The sequence below is a fragment of the Pseudomonas sp. DL genome, assembly GCF_047199225.1.
GTDB lineage: Bacteria > Pseudomonadota > Gammaproteobacteria > Pseudomonadales > Pseudomonadaceae > Pseudomonas > Pseudomonas aeruginosa.
The window spans coordinates 2430245-2447267 of record NZ_CP178323.1; the positions used below are offsets into that span (position 1 = coordinate 2430245).

Below are 17023 nucleotides of genomic sequence, written 5' to 3' on the forward strand. Positions count from 1 at the left end.
TTTACCTGCGGGCCCGCAGACAGGCGCCGGCACTGCAGCGGGGCGTCGCTCCGCCCGCCTGCCTCAACTCAGGGCGACCTTGACCCCGAGGGCGATCAGCAGGCCGCCGAGCAGCTTGTCCACCACCCCCTGGGCCCTGGCCAGGCCGCGGCGCACCACCGCGCTCTGGATCAGCACCACCAGCAGCGGCCACCAGAGTGCGGCGAGGCCGACGATGATGCCGGCGTACCAGAGCTTCTCGGCGAAGCTGGAGTCCAGGCTCAGCACCTGGGTGAACACGGCGAGGAAGAACAGCGTGGCCTTGGGGTTGAGCAGGTTGCACAGGTAGCCCTGGAGGAACGCGCTCCAGTGGCCGATGCGCTGCACGCCGCCGACCGCCAGGTCGAGCGTGCCGCCGCCGCGCGAGCGCAGGGCCTGGATGCCGATCCAGATCAGGTAGACCGCGCCGGTGTACTTCAGCGCGTTGAACAGCCACGGCGTGGTGGTGATCAGCACCGCCAGGCCGGCGACGCAGTAGGCCATGTGGGTGGCCACGCCGAGGATCACCCCCAGCGAGGTCATCATCGCCGCCGAGCGCTGGTAGCGCGCCGCGTTGCGGATGATCAGGAAGAAGTCCGGGCCGGGCGAGAGCATGCCCAGGGTGGCGAGGGTGGCTACGAAGAGCGAGGTTTCCAGCATGATTCGATACGCCTGGCGCAAGGCGGCGCCGGTTCGCTGCGGCGCCGCGGGTCGGTGGTTACTGGGTCAGTTCCTGTTCGCTGAACAGGCCGTCGAAGAGCATGCTCGAAAGATAGCGCTCGCCGGAATCGGGGAGGATCACCACGATGGTCTTGCCCTGCATGTTCGGCTCCTCGGCCAGGCGCACCGCGGCGGCCATCGCCGCGCCGGAGGAGATGCCGCAGAGGATGCCTTCTTCCTGCATCAGGCGCAGCGCCATGTTCTTCGCTTCGTCGTCGCCGATCTTCTCGACCCGGTCGACCAGCGACAGGTCGAGGTTCTTCGGCACGAAGCCGGCGCCGATGCCCTGGATCTTGTGCGGGGCGGGCTTGACCTCCTCGCCGGCGAGGGTCTGGCTGATCACCGGCGAGGTCACCGGCTCCACCGCCACGGCGAGGATCGGCTTGCCCCGGGTGTTCTTGATGTAGCGCGAGACGCCGGTGAGGGTGCCGCCGGTGCCGACCCCGGAGACCAGCACGTCCACCGCGCCCTCGGTATCGTTCCAGATCTCCGGGCCGGTGGTCTTCTCATGGATCGCCGGGTTGGCCGGGTTGTCGAACTGCTGCGGCATGAAGTACTTCCCGGGATCCCCCGCGACCAGTTCCTCGGCCTTCTGGATCGCACCCTTCATGCCCTTCGCCGGTTCGGTCAGGACCAGCTCCGCGCCCAGCGCCTTGAGCACCTTGCGTCGCTCCAGGCTCATCGACGCCGGCATGGTCAGGATCAGTTTGTAGCCGCGTGCGGCGGCGACGAAGGCGAGGCCGATGCCGGTGTTGCCGGAGGTCGGCTCGACCAGGGTCATGCCGGACTTCAGTCTGCCGCTGGCTTCGGCATCCCAGATCATGTTCGCGCCGATCCGGCACTTCACCGAATAGCCGGGGTTGCGCCCTTCGATCTTGGCCAGGATGGTGACGCCGCGCGGGGCGATGCGGTTGATCTGGACCAGCGGCGTGTTGCCGATGGACTGCGCGTTGTCTGCGAAGATGCGGCTCATGATGGTGTCCTTGTCGCATGGAGAAAGATCAATCAGCCTATTCCGCCCCCGCCCGCGCGTCCAGACGCGTTCGAACCAGCGGCGCGCCGCGCGTGTCCACTGTCCAGGAGGGCCGTACCGATGAAGAAACGCTATGCCATTCCCCTGGGCAGCCTGGCGGCGCTGCTTCTGTTGTTGCTGGCGCTGCACCTGGCGCTGCCGTACCTGGTGCGCGACTACCTGAACGGCAAGCTGGCCGACATGGGCGACTACCGTGGGCACATCGCCGACGTCGACCTGGCGCTCTGGCGCGGCGCGTATCGGATCGACGGGCTGAGCATCGTCAAGGACAACGGCAAGGTGCCGGTGCCGTTCCTCGACGCGCCGAGCATCGACCTGTCGGTGAGCTGGCAGGCGCTCTGGGATGATCACGCAGTAGTGGCGCGGGTGGTCTTCGAGCGTCCGCAGCTCAACTTCGTCGATGCCGGCGGCGACCGCGACGCCTCGCAGACCGGTGCCGGCACCGACTGGCGCGAGCAACTGGACAAGCTGCTGCCGATCACCCTCAACGAGGTGCGGGTGGTGGACGGCACCCTGCGTTTCCGCAACTTCACTTCGAAGCCGCCGGTGAACCTGCACGCCTCGGCGCTCAACGCCAGCATCTATAACCTGACCAACGTGGCCGACGCCCGGGGCGAGCGGCCGGCGCGTCTCGAAGGCACGGCGCGGATACTCGGCCAGGCGCCGCTGGAAGTGGCGGCGCATTTCGACCCGCTGAGCGACTTCGAGGACTTCGACCTGCGCCTGCGGGTCACCCGCGTCGAGCTGAAGCGGCTCAACGACTTCGCCAGCGCCTATGGCAAGTTCGACTTCAATGCCGGCACCGGCGACCTGGTGCTGGAGGCCCAGGCTAAGCGCGGTCAGCTGGATGGCTACATCAAGCCGCTGCTGCGCGACGTGGACGTATTCAACTGGCGGCAGGACGTGGAGGATGGCGACAAGAACCTGTTCCGCTCGGTGTGGGAGGCGCTGGTCGGCGGTGGCGAGACGGTGCTGAAGAACCAGCGCAAAGACCAGTTCGCAACCCGTGTGAGCCTGAGCGGTAATATCCACCAGCGGGACGTCAGCGCGTTCCAGGCGTTCCTCGGGATTCTCCGCAACGCGTTCGTCGAGGCGTTCAACGCTCGTTTCGAGCGTTCCCCGGCGACGCGCGACGACGACGGCTGAAGACGCGGGCGGAACGGCGGGTCGCGAGGTGGCCGGGCATTCAGTGACTGAATGACCCGTCTGCGTTCACAGTGCGCTTGTCCCCGCGTTATAGTCGGGTTTTCAAACAATACTGAACTGCCCGGTTTTCCAGCCAGGGCGTTACCGTTCGAGGATTTCCTGATGAAGTTCGAAGGCACCCAGTCCTACGTCGCCACCGACGACCTCAAGCTCGCGGTCAACGCCGCCATCACCCTGCAGCGGCCGCTGCTGGTGAAGGGCGAACCGGGCACCGGCAAGACCATGCTCGCCGAGCAGCTGGCCGAGTCCTTCGGCGCCAAGCTGATCACCTGGCACATCAAGTCCACCACCAAGGCCCACCAGGGCCTCTACGAGTACGATGCGGTAAGCCGCCTGCGCGATTCGCAGCTGGGCGTGGACAAGGTCCACGACGTGCGCAACTACATCAAGAAGGGCAAGCTCTGGGAGGCCTTCGAGGCCGAGGAGCGGGTGATCCTGCTGATCGACGAGATCGACAAGGCCGACATCGAGTTCCCCAACGACCTGCTGCAGGAACTCGACAAGATGGAGTTCTACGTCTACGAGACCAACGAAACCATCAAGGCGAAGCAGCGCCCGATCATCATCATCACCTCGAACAACGAGAAGGAACTGCCCGACGCCTTCCTGCGCCGCTGCTTCTTCCATTACATCGCCTTCCCCGACCGCGAGACGTTGCAGAAGATCGTCGACGTGCACTACCCGAACATCAAGCAGTCGCTGGTCAGCGAGGCGCTGGACATCTTCTTCGACGTGCGCAAGGTGCCCGGCCTGAAAAAGAAACCTTCGACTTCCGAGCTGGTCGACTGGCTGAAGCTGCTGATGGCCGACGAGATCGGCGAAGCGGTGCTGCGCGAACGCGACCCGACCAAGGCGATCCCGCCGCTGGCCGGCGCCCTGGTGAAGAACGAGCAGGACGTGCAGCTTCTCGAGCGCCTGGCGTTCATGAGCCGCCGCGCCAGCCGCTGAGTGCGTCGGCCCTTTCCGGGGAAAGGGCTGCGGGGCGGCACGCCAGACAGCGGAGGAACATCCCATGCTCAGCGGAAGTTGCCTGTGCGGCGCGGTAAGCTATGAAATCGACGCGCCCATCGAGTCGGCCAGTCATTGTCATTGCAGCCAGTGCCGCAAGGCCCACGGCGCGGCGTTCGCCACCTACGGCAAGGTGCGCCGCGAGGCGTTCCGCTATGTCGCCGGAGCGGACGCGGTGGCCGAATACCACTCGTCGCCAGGCGTCACCCGTACCTTCTGCCGCCACTGCGGATCGAACCTGCAGTGGCTTGGCGGCAACGAGGACCCGACGTACACCTCTATCGCCCTCGGCACCCTCGACTCGCCGCTGCCATCGGTAGCGCAGCGGCACATCTACGTGGGTTCGAAAGCCGACTGGTACGTCATCGCCGACGACCTGCCGCAAGAACACCAATACTGACCGGCGCTCGCGCGCCGGGATCAACGGACAACAGACGAGGTCGCAGCCATGCTGCTCAACCTGTTCAACGAAATGCGCGCAGCCAAGGTGCCGGTGTCGGTGCGCGAGCTGCTCGACCTGATCGATGCCCTGAAGCACCGCGTGGTGTTCGCCGACATGGGCGAGTTCTACTACCTCGCGCGCACCATCATGGTCAAGGACGAGCGCCACTTCGACAAGTTCGACCGGGCCTTCGGCGCCTACTTCAAGGGCCTGGAGAAGCTCGACGACCACCTCAAGGCGCTGATCCCCGAGGAATGGCTGCGCAAGGAGTTCGAGCGCCTGCTGACCGACGAGGAAAAGGCGCAGATCCAGTCCCTCGGCGGCCTGGACAAGCTGATCGAGGAGTTCAAGAAACGCCTCGAGGAACAGAAGGAGCGCCATGCCGGCGGTAACAAGTGGATCGGTACCGGCGGTACCAGTCCGTTCGGCTCCGGCGGTTTCAACCCGGAGGGCATCCGCGTCGGCGACGCCGGCAAGCGCCAGGGCAAGGCGGCCAAGGTCTGGGACCAGCGCGAATACAAGAACCTCGACGACCAGGTCGAACTGGGTACGCGCAACATCAAGATCGCCCTGCGGCGCCTGCGCAAGTTCGCCCGTGAGGGCGCGGCGGAGGAGCTGGACATCGACGGCACCATCGACCACACCGCGAAGGACGCCGGGCTGCTCAACATCCAGATGCGCCCGGAGCGGCGCAACACGGTGAAGCTGTTGCTGCTGCTGGACATCGGCGGCTCGATGGACGCCCACGTCAAGGTCTGCGAGGAGCTGTTCTCGGCCTGCAAGACCGAGTTCAAGCACCTGGAGTATTTCTACTTCCACAACTTCATCTACGAGTCGGTGTGGAAGAACAACCTGCGCCGCAGCAGCGAACGCACCGCCACCTTCGACCTGCTGCACAAGTACGGTCCGGACTACAAGGTGGTGTTCGTCGGCGACGCGGCGATGGCGCCCTACGAAATCACCCAGGCCGGCGGCAGCGTCGAGCACTGGAACGAGGAAGCCGGTTACGTCTGGATGCAGCGCTTCATGGAGAAGTACAAGAAGCTCGTCTGGATCAACCCCTATCCGAAGGACACCTGGAACTACACGGCGTCCACCGGCCTGGTCCGCGAACTGGTCAAGGAACAGATGTATCCGTTGACCCTGAGCGGCCTGGAGGAGGGCATGCGCTTCCTCTCGCGCGGTTGAGCCAACTGCCTGCGGGACCGGCGACAGGCGCGGCGGCACGCAACTTGCCTACCCTGTGTATCCCGTCCGCGCGGTAACAGCGCGGCGCGGCCACCGGTAACGATGGGCACGCCATGATCGACTCGACCTTCTCCCGCGCCACCTGGCTCAACTCGCTGCACATGTCGACCCTCACTCTCTCGCTGCTGGAGAAGGAAGGGTTCGCCCGCGAGCAACTGCTCGAAGGCAGTGGCATCACCCCCGCCGACCTGCTCGACCTGCGGCGCCTGATCAGCCCCTGGCAGGAGCAGCAGGTGTTCGCCAACGCCTGCCGGCTCAGCGACGAGCCTGCCCTCGGCCTGCGCCTGGGACTGCGCACGCGGATTTCCGCCTACGGCCTGCTCGGCTACGCGCTGCTCTCCGCGCCGACCCTCGGCGAGGCGCTGCGCATCGGCCTCAGCTATCCGGTCTTGCTCGGCACCTACTTCCACCTGTCGCTGGAAGTCGCCGACGGCCGCGCCTGGCTGGTGGCCACCGGCTACGGCGAGGACGAGGCGCTGCGGCCATTCAACACCGAGCTTTGCCTGGGCTCGCTGAAGGTCACCTGCGCCGACCTGCTCGGCCAGCCGCTGCCCTTGCTGGAAGCGGCCTTCGACTATGCCGGCGACGAGGCGATGGCGCGGGCCTACGCCGAGGGTTTCGCCTGCGAGTTGCACTTCGAACGCGAGCGCAGCGCCATCGGCTTCGCCGCCGAATGGCTGGAGCGCCCGTTGCCGCTGGCCGACCCGGTGACCCACCGGGAGATGCTGGAACAGTGCCGGCGGCAGAACATCGACCTGGCCGCGCGTCGTGCCTGGCTGGACAAGGTCCGGGCGATCCTCGCCGAGCGCTTGCAGGACCCGCCCGGCCTGGAGGAACTGGCCAGGCGCCTGAACTGTTCGTCGCGCAGCCTGCGCCGGCACCTTCAGCAGCAGCGCACCAGCTACCAGCAATTGCTCGACGAGTTGCGCTTCGCCCGCGCCAAGGAGTTGTTGCAGAGCGGCGACATGCCGATCTACCGGATCGCCGAGGAACTCGGCTTCAGCGAGACCGCCAGCCTGCGCCATGCCTTCCAGCGCTGGAGCGGCCAGCCGCCGAGCCATTTCCGCGCCTGAGCGCTCGCTCAGGCGGAGGGGCTGGTGTCGGCGTGGCGCCGTCGCCGTTCGTTCGCCACCTCACTCAGGGATTTTGCCGCGCCGTCGCCAATCCAGGCCATGAAGGCACGATCGAAGCGGAAGTCGGCGCCGCACAGCCCGACGAGGAAGCGCCGTACGTCCTGGGCGTTGCGCTAGTCGCGGCACACTGCGGTGTCGCGGGTGATGGTGTCGCCGTGCCAGCCGAAGACCATCTGTCGTTTCTCTGCGCGCGCTGGAGCGGGCAGGCCAACGATGGCCTGCCCACGGGCCGTCAGGATGCCGGCTCTTCGATCAGCCGGTCATAGGGCGGCAGGCCGCTGTATTGGCCCAGGGCTTGCTCGTAGGCGTTCTTCAGGTCGTCGGCGGCGAGGTCGTAGCCGACCAGCAACTGTTCGAGTTCAGCGGCGTTCTGCGGGTCGTCGTTCTGCAACTGCGCGTCGAGTTCGCGGGTGCGCGCGGCGACGCACTGGATCGCCACCATCAGGGTCTGGGGTTTCAGGTTCATGGTTCACTCCTAGAGCCCGCGGGCTTTTTCCCATTGGCGGCGGATGGCGTTGCGCACGAAGTTGTCCAGTTGGCCCATGAGGACCTCCCGGTACATCGGCTTGGCCGGCATGATGGTGTAGTGGGTGGCTTGCAGGCGCTTGTTGTAGCTGTCCTGCTTCACCTTAAGGTCCGGCGGGATGTCGGTGCCGTCGGGTATCACGAAGTCGCCGTCGGCGCGGCGCAGCACGCCGGCGCGGTCGAACACCGAGGTGCCGCCGGTGTCCGGGGCGTAGAGGCCGTCGCGGCCGGCGACGATGTCCGGCGCGCGGGCGGGGACGCCAGGGGTGTTGGGGCTGTCGAAGGTCGGATGCAGCAGCGGGGCGACTTCCGCAGCCTCGGCGAGTTCCTTGTCGGGACGCAGGTAGCGACCGACATCGCCGTCGTAGTTGGCCTTGAATACCGCCCGGTAGAGGGTGAGGCTGGTTTTCTCGTAGTCGTAGGACATGCGTGGACTTCCCTGTGGGTTGCGTTCGCGGCGCCGCGGGTGCGCGGCATCGCTACCGGCCACCGTCCTTGTGGCGCCATCGGCGAGCAGGATAACAGCCGTGGGCGGATCCGCCAGGGGCAGGCGACGACCGTCGCCCGGGAGGCTCAAGGCCTGGCCGCGCCGTGCAGGTAATGGCGGATGCGCACCTCCACGCCGGCGCTCTGGAAGCGCCGGGCGGCGGCCTCGACCCGCAACTCGCCGCGGGTCACCCGCTGGTGGTGGCGCAGGTGTTCCAGCCAGGATTCGTCGATGAAGAACTCCAGCCACAGGCGACGGTTGCCGCTGTCCTGGACCAGTCCCCAGGACACCGCGCCGTTGCGCCGACGCATGGCGCGCACCTCGACCATCGCCGCCTCGAATGCCGCGGCGTCCTGCGGGTCGATGTCGTACTCAAGGGTGACCATCACCGGGCCGCGTTCCTGGTCCACCTCTTCGTCGACCAGTGGTGCCGGCCAGTGCAGCGACGGCGCGAGGTCCTCGGCCTCGGTGACCGGCAGCCGGCAGCGCAGCGACGCGAACAGGCCGAGCAGCAGCGCGGCGCTGGCGCAGAGCAGGGCGAAGGTGATCGACAGGTGGCTGGCGACCAGACCCCACAGGGCGCCGCCGGCGGCCATGCTGCCGAAGAACACCAGGATGTAGACCGCCAGCGCGCGGGCGCGGACCCAGGCCGGCACGGAGGTCTGCGCGGCGACCTGCAGGCTGGAGAGCACGGCGATCCATGCCGCGCCGCTGAGCAGCATCACCGGCACCAGCAAATAGAGGTTGCGCAGCAGCGCCAGGGCCACCAGCACCAGTGCGTAGAGCACGCTGGAGAGCAGCACCAGGCGGTCGCTGCCGAGGCGTTCGCGCAGGCGCGGCAGGAACGCGGCGCCGAGCACCGCGCCGACGCCGACGCTGCCCAGCAGCAGGCCGAAGTCCATGGCGTTGCCATGCAGTTCGCCGCGCACGATCAGCGGCAGCAGCGACATGCCGGCGCTGGCGCCGAGGAAGAACGCCACCGCGCGCACCAGCACCGATTGCAGTGGCCTCGAGCTGCGGCTGTAGCGCCAGCCGGCGCGCAGGGCGCCGAACAGGCGTTCCGCCGGCAGCACCGAGGGCACGGCCTCGCGTTTCCAGGCCAGCAGCACGGCGATCACCGCGAAGAAGGAGAGGGCGTTGAGGGCGAAGGTCAGCCAGGGGCCGACCAGGCTCACCAGCACCCCGGCGATGGCCGGTCCGACCGCCCGCGCCAGGTTGACCCCGACACTGGACAGCGCCACCGCCGCCGGCAGTTCGTCCTTGCCCACCAGTTCCGGAGTGGTGGCGCTCCAGGCCGGCATCATCAGCGCGGTGCCGATGCCCATGCACAGGGTCAGGCCTAGCAGCAGCCAGACGCTGGTCAACTGGAGCAGGGTGAGGCTGGCCAGCAGGGTGGCCACCAAGGCCATCCACAATTGCACGCCGAGCAGGTAGCGGCGCTTGTCGACGATATCGGCGAGGGCGCCGGCCGGCAGGGCCAGGAAGAACATCGGCAGCGATCCGGCGACCTGCACCAGGGCCACGTTCAGCGGGCTGGCGGAGAGCGAGGTCATCAGCCAGCCGGCGCCCACCTCGTGCATCCAGGTGCCGATGTTCGAGGCGATGCTGGCCAGCCATAGCCAGCGGAAGGTGGCTTGGCGCAGGGGACTCCAGGGTGAGGCGGCGGGTGCGGTCATGGTCAGAGCGAGCCTTTGAGTGGGTATTCGACGATCAGGTAGAGGCGGTCGATGTCGTCGCCGGCCTGGGCCGCGTTGGCCCGGTGGCTGAGGTGCGAGACGTTCAGCGAGAGGTCCTTGAGCGGGCCCGAGGCGAACAGGTAGCGCAGGTCGAGGTCGCGCTCCCAGTGCTTGCCGCCGCTGCCCTGCAAGGGCCGGTAGCGGCCATCGGCGCCCAGCGGGTTGTAGGCGCCGCCGGCCGGCGCATGGCTGCCGTCGATGGCGCGGCCGCTGACGTAACGCGCCATGAAGCTCAGCCCCGGCAGGCCGAACGGGGCCAGGTCGAGGTCGTAGCGGGCCTGCCAGGAGCGTTCGCCCGGACCGTTGAAATCGGCGTACTTGATCGAGTTGGCGAGGTAGATGGAGTCACCTCCGACGAAGTCGAACGGCGTATCCCCATGGACACGCTGGTAGGCCAGGGAGAAACCCTGCGCGCCGACGCGGTACTTCAGTTGCAGGCTGTAGGCCAGGGTGTCGATCGCGCCGGCCCGGCTGCGGCCCTGGTCGCGCGTGCGATAGAGGTTGCCATCCAGGCTGAACGCGGCACGTTGCAGGTTCATGTTGAGATAGACCTGGCGCCAGACGTTGTCCAGTTGCGCGGCGAACAGCGAGCCGCTCAGGTTGTCGCTGGCCGCCAGGCTGGCGCCGGCGAAGCCGATGGCGCTGCCGGCGGTGCTCGCGCCGTAGCCGTCGAAGTCGCCATGGCCGGAGCTGGAGGCCTGTTCCTTGAAGGCGGTGAAGCGCCCGGCCTGGATCCGCACGCGGTCGAGGTCGTCGCTCTGCAGGAAGAAGCCCCTGGCGTACTGGGGTTGCAGGCGCTTGTCGCTGGTATCGAAGACCGGGGTCTCGACGGTCATCTCGCCGACCTTGAGCAGGCTCTCGCCGAGCCGCAGCTTGAGTGCGGCGCCGGCGTCGGAATACTCGCTGGCGTTATCGCCGGATGAGTCCAGCGGCAACAGGCCGGTGCCGGCATGGCCACGTCCGCCGTCGAGCTTGAAGCCGGCGAAGCCTTGGAGATCGAGGCCGAAACCGACGCGGCCGGGAGTATAGGCCGACTCCAGGTCGACGATCAGGCCGTGTGCCCATTCCTTGCGGTAGCCGCGCCCGGCGTCCGCGCGGCGATAGTCGTTGTAGAGGAAGTAGTTGCGGTTGAGCAGGCGCCACTCCAGGTAGTCGGGTGCCTTGGCTTCCTCTGTCGCGGCGTGGCACGGCGAGGTGCCGCCCAGCGCCAGGAAAAGGGCCAGGCGGCCGACCGGTCGAACGCGGATCATCGGGAAAACTCCGGGCTAGGCGGGCCGCGAAGGGCCCGCCCGGGTACGTCAGAAAGCGAAGCAGGAACAGCCGAATGCGCCCCAGAAACCCTGGAAGTCGCTCACCGGTACGTTGGAGTGGCGCGCGCGGTTGTGCTCGTGGGCGTGTACCGCGCAGGCACCGACGCACTGGTGGACCTGGGCGGTCAGCGGCGCGCCTTGCCGCCAGTGGCCGGGTACCTTGGCCACCGGCGACCAGTCCGGCAGCACCGGCGGCGCCGGCGGACCGAGCTTGTCGAACTCGGCGGCGGCATAGACGACCTTGCCGTCGACCACCGTGAGCACCGACTCGATCCACTTGATGGCCTCTTCCTCGACGCCGAAGAAGTCCGCCGACAGCGCCGCCAGGTCGGCGAGCTGGCCAACCTTGATCTGTCCTTTCTTGCCCTGCTCGCTGGAGAACCAGGCGCTGCCGTGGGTGAACAGCTGCAACGCGGTTTCCCGCGGCAGGCCCTGCGGATACAGGGCCATGCCGCCGACGGTGCGGCCGCTGACCAGCCAGTACAGCGAGGTCCAGGGGTTGTAGCTGGAGACCCGGGTGGCGTCGGTGCCGGCACCCACCGGCACGCCCTCGGCGAGCATGCGCTGGATCGGCGGCGTGGCCTCGGCGGCCTTGGCACCGTAGCGGTCGACGAAGTACTCGCCCTGGAAGGCCATGCGGTCCTGGATCGCGATGCCGCCGCCGAGTGCCCGCACCCGCTCGATGTTGCGCGGGGTGATGGTCTCGGCGTGGTCGAAGAACCAGGGCAGGCCGTTGAACGGAATGTCGCGGTCGACCTTCTCGAACACGTCGAGCATCCGCGAGATCGATTCGTCGTAGGTGGCGTGCAGGCGGAACGGCCAGCGCTGCTCCACCAGGTGGCGGACCACAGGCTCCAGCTCCTGCTCCATGGTCTGCGGCAGGTCCGGGCGCGGTTCGAGGAAGTCCTCGAAGTCGGCGGCGGAGAACACCAGCATCTCGCCGGCGCCGTTATGGCGGAAGAAATCGCTGCCCTGGCCGTACTTGACGCTGCCGGTCCAGTTCTTGAAGTCGGCGAGTTCTTCCTTCGGTTTCTGGGTGAACAGGTTGTAGGCGATGCGTACGGTGAGCTGGCCCTGGTCGGCCAGTTCGCGAATCACCTGGTAGTCGTCCGGGTAGTTCTGGAAGCCGCCGCCGGCGTCGATCGCGCTGGTCAGGCCGAGGCGGTTGAGTTCGCGCATGAACTGGCGGGTGGAGTTGACCTGGTATTCCAGCGGCAGCTTCGGTCCCTTGGCCAGGGTGGCGTAGAGAATCATCGCGTTGGGCCGGGCGATCAGCATGCCGGTGGGTTCGCCGCTGCTGTCGCGGACGATCTCGCCGCCGGGCGGGTTGGGCGTGTCCTTGGTGTAGCCGACCACGCGCAGGGCGGCGCGGTTGAGCAGGGCGCGATCGTACAGGTGGAGGACGAACACCGGGGTGTCCGGCGCGGCCTTGTTCAATTCCTCCAGGGTCGGCATGCGCTTCTCGGCGAACTGGAACTCGTTCCAGCCGCCGACCACCCGCACCCACTGGGGGCTGGGCGTGCGTTCGGCCTGGTTCTTGAGCATGCGCAAGGCGTCGGCCAGGGAGGGCACGCCTTCCCAGCGCAGCTCCAGGTTGTAGTTGAGGCCACCGCGGATCAGGTGCAGGTGCGAGTCGTTGAGACCGGGGATCACGGTGCGCTTCTGCAGGTCGATCACCTGGGTGGCGCTGCCGCGATGGAGCATCGCCTCGGCGTCGTTGCCGACGGCAAGGAACTTGCCGTCCTTGATCGCCACGGCGGTGGCGGTGGGGTTGTCGCGGTCCACGGTGTGGAAACGGCCGTTGTGCAGGATCAGGTCGGCGGTCATGGAACCTCCTGGGTTGCTTGCGGGAGAAAGGCTGGCGGCGTTGGCGAAGGGCAGGGCGGACCACAGGACTCCGGCGGCGCCCAGCACCGAACTGGTAGTGAGGAAATGGCGGCGGTCCTTGCTCGGCGGATCGTGGCTCATGGCGTGCTCCTGGCAGCGGGGCGGAATCGGTCAGCGAGGGCGGCGGCGAGAGAGGCCACCGGACAGGATAGGTGCGGCGGAAAACGTACGGGACGAAAGAGCGGTTTTCCCGAATGACGCATCCTCCTGCAAGCGCAACTTGCTGGTGGTCGATAGCAAGTAAGGCGCGAGACATGTCCTGAACTTCATGGGGGCTTTTTCTTATAGGGCGGACTGTCGATTCTGCTAGCTGGTAATCCTTCTTTTATTGTCTCTGTGTGCGCTTTTTGTATGGATGTGTCGAATATTTTGAATATCGCCGTTCAACTTTATCCAGGGCCGCAGTTCAGTGATTTATTTTCTCGAAAAGTTTGTTTTTTCCAATATTCATGCTTCATAGTCTGGCCGGCCACGGGAAATTATCTGTTGGCCCGCGTGCTGTTGTGCGCAACAGCTGGAATTCATCGTTCGTTGTCAGGAAACAATCATGAGCCACTATCTCGAAGTTCTAACTCCGCAGAACAGCCAGATCATCTTCATCGACCAGCAGCCACAGATGGCATTCGGCGTACAGTCCATCGATCGCCAGACGCTGAAGAACAACGTAGTGGGCCTGGCCAAGGCGGCGAAGGTATTCGACATCCCGGTCACCATCACCACGGTGGAAACCGACAGCTTCTCCGGCCCGACCTATCCGGAGCTGCTGGCGGTGTTCCCCGAACAGAAGATCCTCGAACGCACCTCGATGAACTCCTGGGACGACCAGAACGTGCGCGACTCGCTGGCCGCCGCGGGCCGCAAGAAGGTCGTGGTCGCCGGGCTGTGGACCGAGGTCTGCAACACCACCTTCGCCCTCTGCGCCATGCTCGAGGGCGGCTACGAGATCTACATGGTGGCCGATGCCTCGGGCGGCACCTCCAGCGACGCCCACAAGTACGCCATGGACCGCATGGTCCAGGCCGGCGTGGTACCGGTGACCTGGCAGCAGGTCCTGCTGGAGTGGCAGCGCGACTGGGCCTGCCGGGATACCTACGACGCCGTGATGGCCATCGCCAAGGAGCATTCCGGGGCCTACGGCATGGGCGTGGACTACGCCTACACCATGGTGCACAAGGCGCCCGAGCGGGTGACCCACGGCGAACGCATCGGCCCGAATCCGGCCAAGTGAATGCCGGCCGTGCCGCTCCGGTCCGCCGGGCGGCACGGCCGCGAAGGAGAACGAAGATGAAGCTCTACGTATTGTCGCTGGGCGCCGGACTGTTGGTGGGGATCGTCTACAGCCTGCTGCAGGTGCGTTCGCCGGCTCCGCCGCTGGTGGCGCTGGTGGGGTTGCTCGGCATCCTGCTCGGCGAGCAGGTCATCCCGGTCGGCAAGCAATTGCTCGGCGGTTGCGCGTTCGCCTCGGCCTGCGACAAGGCGGGTTCGGTCGGCCATGTGCTGGGGCAACTACCGGGTCGGCATCGCCTCGACCAGGCCGCTGGCCCGTCGGAAAAGGAAAAGGGTTGAGCGTTATATCATCGAGTAACAGCGCAGTAATCTGGTAGTTATCTTCGTCGGTTAGATTTCCCCGGAACGGCTCCCTCGGATTAATCTCTGGGGGAGCTTTCGTGCGTCGTTTTTCGCGTCGAGAGAAAAGTGTCACGAGATCATCAGGCGCATGGAATCAGGGGGAGTCATGACTGTTGCCATAGACAGAACAAAGGGCGACCAATCCACGCCAGGGAACATCATAAGGGGAGAGGGGTACGCCTTGATTCGCAATAGTGAGGCGACTCCCGATCCGGACAAGGTGATCCATATTCCTTGTGCCGATTCGTTTTCCGTCATCGTGCAGTTGCGCGATTTCAATTCCCATCGTCTCTGGAATGGAAACAAACTGGTTTTCGATGGCGGACATCCACGGAAAAGTATCTCCATCGCCTATCTTGGCGATGAAATAAAGTGCCAGCACCGGACAACTTACGACAATGTCCGCTTCATGTTGCCGCGCGCTTCGATAAAGGAGTTTCTCTACGAAGAAGGGCAACGCGCGTCCGCCGAGCCGGAGCGGATCATCGGTGTCGACGATCCGGTGGTCTATCACCTGGCGCTGGCGCTGCTGCCCAGCTTCGCCAGGGCGGGCGAGCGCAACGAACTGTTCATCGAGCAGGTCATGCTGGCGCTGTTGACCCACGTTCAGGATCGCTTCGCTTCGACCCAGGTCCCGGTCTGCACCGGCAAGGGCCTGGCGCCCTGGCAATTGCGCAGGGCCAAGGAGCTGATCGCCGGGCATCTGGCCGAGGGCGTGTCGGTGGCGCGCCTGGCCGAGGAGTGCGGGCTCTCGCGCAGCTATTTCACCAAGGCCTTCAAGTGCAGCACCGGTGTTTCGCCCCACGAATGGCTGATGCGCATGCGCGTCGACCGGGCCAAGGAGCTGATGCTGGGCAGCGACGAACCGCTTTCGCAGATCGGCGTCGCCTGCGGCTTTTCCGACCAGCCGCATTTCTCGCGGATCTTTCTCCGGCTGGCCGGCGCCTCGCCCTCGACCTGGCGTCGGGTCAAGCGGCAGCGCACCGACGCAGCGCTGTGAACCGCGACCGTGCGTGACGGACGGTACGGAAGCCGCCGGATGCTCGGCTAGAATGCCCTGGCTTCGGCGGTCGCCATCGGCCGCCCACTTCGCAACGGAACAGGGAATCGCAGATGAAAGCAGTACGCCAGGGTCGCGGCGTAACGGGGTTGCTCATGCTCCTGGCGCTGGCCGGGTGCAGTTCGCGGTCGGCGGAGCCGCCGCCGCCCAACCCCGACGAAGTACGGGCGAAGATCGTCCGCCTGATGCCGGCCACGGTGCGCGATCGCCAAGGGTGGGCCAGCGATATCTACGCGGCCTTTTCCGCCCAGCAGATCTACCCCAGCGACGAGAATCTCTGTGCGGTGCTGGCGGTGACCGAGCAGGAGTCCACCTACCAGGTCGACCCGCCGGTGGCCGGCCTGGGCAGGATCGCCACCCGCGAGGTCGAGCGTCGTGCCGGCAAGCTGCACGTGCCGGCGTTCCTGGTCAGCTCGGCGCTGAATATCAAGTCGCCCGATGGCCGCACCTACAGCCAGCGCCTGGCCGCGGCGCGCACGGAGAAGGAACTGAGCGAGACATTCGACGATTTCATCGCCATCGTGCCCATGGGCGGCAAGCTGTTCGGCGGCTTCAACCCGGTACACACCGGCGGGCCGATGCAGGTCAGCATCGCTTTCGCCGAGCAGCACGCGGACGGCTATCCCTATCCGCTGGACGGCAGCATCCGCCGCGAGGTGTTCAGCCGGCGCGGCGGCATGTATTTCGGCATCGCCCACCTGCTTGGCTATCCGGCGGACTACCCGGCGCCGCTGTACCGCTTCGCCGACTTCAACGCCGGCTGGTATGCCAGTCGCAACGCCGCGTTCCAGAATGCGGTGAGTCGCGTCTCGGGGATTCCGCTGGCGCTGGATGGCGATCTGATCCGCTACGGTACGCGCACGCCGGGCTCCACCGAACTGGCCGTGCGCAGCCTCGGCAAGCGCCTGGACATGAGCGACGCGGCGATCCGCCGGGCGCTGGAGCAGGGCGACAGCCCGGAGTTCGCCGACAGCGCGCTGTACCGCAAGGTCTTCGCCCTGGCCGAAAGCGCCATCGGCAAGACGCTGCCCCGCGCCGTGCTGCCGGGGATCGCCCTGGAGAGCCCGAAGATCACCCGCAAGCTGACCACCGCCTGGTTCGCCAAGCGCGTCGACGAACGCTACCAGCGTTGCATGGCGCGCGTGCGGAAACGCTGAGTCCATCGTCGCGCGGGTCGAACCTGGCGCCGCCGCGGGAGTCTGCCGTCCTGTCAGCCAAGCTCATGGAGAAGCAGCGTATGAAGACCCGATACAGCGCCGAGGCACCGGCGCGCGACGAACTGGACCGGCTCGCCGGTCCGACGCTGGTGGAGTTCGGTACCGACTGGTGCGGCCATTGCCAGGCCGCCCAGCCGCTGCTGGCGGAAGTATTCGACGACTATCCGGAGGTCGGCCACCTGAAGGTCGAGGACGGTCCCGGGCGCCGCCTGGGGCGCTCGTTCCAGGTCAAGCTGTGGCCGACCTTCGTCTTTCTTCGCGACGGCCGGGAGGTGGCGCGGGTAGTCCGCCCCGGCAGCGCCAGCGTGCTGGAAGAAGCGTTCGAGAGCCTGGTCGGCGAGGGCTGAGGACCCGGCCCGCGGGC

Annotated in this window: 18 protein-coding genes; 10 read left to right on the forward strand and 8 right to left on the reverse strand. The window is 66.6% G+C overall.

Translation table 11 applies throughout. The annotated features are described in order from the left end of the window. Positions 1–63: 63 nt before the first annotated feature. Entirely contained in the window at positions 64–678 is a 615-nt protein-coding gene (locus ACI766_RS11575; RefSeq protein WP_003122576.1) for a LysE family translocator, read from the reverse strand. Between the two features lie 58 nt (positions 679–736). Continuing rightward, a complete protein-coding gene (gene cysK / locus ACI766_RS11580; protein ID WP_003090573.1) occupies positions 737–1711 on the reverse strand; it encodes a cysteine synthase A in 975 nt (324 codons plus the stop codon). A gap of 120 nt (positions 1712–1831) precedes the next feature. Between cysK and ACI766_RS11585 the strand changes: the two genes are divergently transcribed. The 5 genes from ACI766_RS11585 (at position 1832) to ACI766_RS11605 (ending at position 6748) form a co-directional block, all read left to right on the forward strand. Then, entirely contained in the window at positions 1832–2917 is a 1086-nt protein-coding gene (locus ACI766_RS11585) for a DUF748 domain-containing protein (RefSeq protein ID WP_003090572.1), read from the forward strand. 162 nt (positions 2918–3079) lie between these two features. Continuing rightward, positions 3080–3925, forward strand: coding sequence for an AAA family ATPase (locus ACI766_RS11590; protein WP_003090571.1), 846 nt, complete (start codon positions 3080–3082; stop codon positions 3923–3925). A gap of 64 nt (positions 3926–3989) precedes the next feature. Then, positions 3990–4385, forward strand: coding sequence for a GFA family protein (locus tag ACI766_RS11595; protein WP_003101529.1), 396 nt, complete (start codon positions 3990–3992; stop codon positions 4383–4385). A 48-nt stretch (positions 4386–4433) separates the two neighbouring features. Then, the gene (locus ACI766_RS11600; RefSeq protein ID WP_087823974.1) at positions 4434–5615 is read left to right on the forward strand and encodes a vWA domain-containing protein; all 1182 of its coding nucleotides are present in this window, start codon (positions 4434–4436) and stop codon (positions 5613–5615) included. 113 nt (positions 5616–5728) lie between these two features. Beyond that, the gene (locus ACI766_RS11605; RefSeq protein WP_003101519.1) at positions 5729–6748 is read left to right on the forward strand and encodes an AraC family transcriptional regulator; all 1020 of its coding nucleotides are present in this window, start codon (positions 5729–5731) and stop codon (positions 6746–6748) included. Between the two features lie 8 nt (positions 6749–6756). On the opposite strand, the gene ACI766_RS11610 is transcribed toward ACI766_RS11605, so the two are convergent. From ACI766_RS11610 to ACI766_RS11635, 6 genes are all read right to left on the reverse strand, one after another. Further along, on the reverse strand, positions 6757–6885 hold the full coding sequence (locus ACI766_RS11610; RefSeq protein ID WP_308706248.1) for a DUF6434 domain-containing protein: 129 nt from the start codon (positions 6883–6885) through the stop codon (positions 6757–6759). Between the two features lie 155 nt (positions 6886–7040). Then, positions 7041–7274, reverse strand: a complete 234-nt coding sequence (gene tsi2, locus ACI766_RS11615; RefSeq protein WP_003114383.1) for a type IV secretion system immunity protein Tsi2 — start codon at positions 7272–7274, stop codon at positions 7041–7043. A 9-nt stretch (positions 7275–7283) separates the two neighbouring features. Then, on the reverse strand, positions 7284–7760 hold the full coding sequence (gene tse2 / locus ACI766_RS11620; protein ID WP_003119469.1) for a type VI secretion system effector Tse2: 477 nt from the start codon (positions 7758–7760) through the stop codon (positions 7284–7286). Positions 7761–7906: 146 nt separating this feature from the next. Then, a complete protein-coding gene (locus ACI766_RS11625; RefSeq protein ID WP_023087231.1) occupies positions 7907–9496 on the reverse strand; it encodes an MFS transporter in 1590 nt (529 codons plus the stop codon). 2 nt (positions 9497–9498) lie between these two features. Continuing rightward, positions 9499–10806 carry an OprD family porin gene (locus tag ACI766_RS11630; protein WP_023087232.1) on the reverse strand — a complete coding sequence of 436 codons (1308 nt, stop codon included), beginning with the start codon at positions 10804–10806 and terminating at the stop codon, positions 9499–9501. Positions 10807–10854: 48 nt separating this feature from the next. Beyond that, positions 10855–12693: an amidohydrolase gene (locus ACI766_RS11635; protein ID WP_003101513.1), complete on the reverse strand. Its 1839-nt coding sequence runs from the start codon at positions 12691–12693 to the stop codon at positions 10855–10857. 607 nt (positions 12694–13300) lie between these two features. On the opposite strand from ACI766_RS11635, the gene ACI766_RS11640 reads away from it, so the two are divergent. From ACI766_RS11640 to ACI766_RS11660, 5 genes are all read left to right on the forward strand, one after another. Then, positions 13301–13981 carry a hydrolase gene (locus ACI766_RS11640; protein ID WP_023087233.1) on the forward strand — a complete coding sequence of 227 codons (681 nt, stop codon included), beginning with the start codon at positions 13301–13303 and terminating at the stop codon, positions 13979–13981. A 56-nt stretch (positions 13982–14037) separates the two neighbouring features. After that, positions 14038–14319 carry a XapX domain-containing protein gene (locus ACI766_RS11645; RefSeq protein ID WP_003101509.1) on the forward strand — a complete coding sequence of 94 codons (282 nt, stop codon included), beginning with the start codon at positions 14038–14040 and terminating at the stop codon, positions 14317–14319. Positions 14320–14488: 169 nt separating this feature from the next. Continuing rightward, a complete protein-coding gene (locus tag ACI766_RS11650) occupies positions 14489–15382 on the forward strand; it encodes a helix-turn-helix domain-containing protein (protein WP_003119473.1) in 894 nt (297 codons plus the stop codon). A 113-nt stretch (positions 15383–15495) separates the two neighbouring features. Next, positions 15496–16599, forward strand: a complete 1104-nt coding sequence (locus tag ACI766_RS11655) for a DUF1615 domain-containing protein (protein ID WP_023087234.1) — start codon at positions 15496–15498, stop codon at positions 16597–16599. A gap of 80 nt (positions 16600–16679) precedes the next feature. After that, positions 16680–17006 carry a thioredoxin family protein gene (locus ACI766_RS11660; protein WP_009313971.1) on the forward strand — a complete coding sequence of 109 codons (327 nt, stop codon included), beginning with the start codon at positions 16680–16682 and terminating at the stop codon, positions 17004–17006. The last annotated feature ends 17 nt before the right edge of the window (positions 17007–17023 follow it).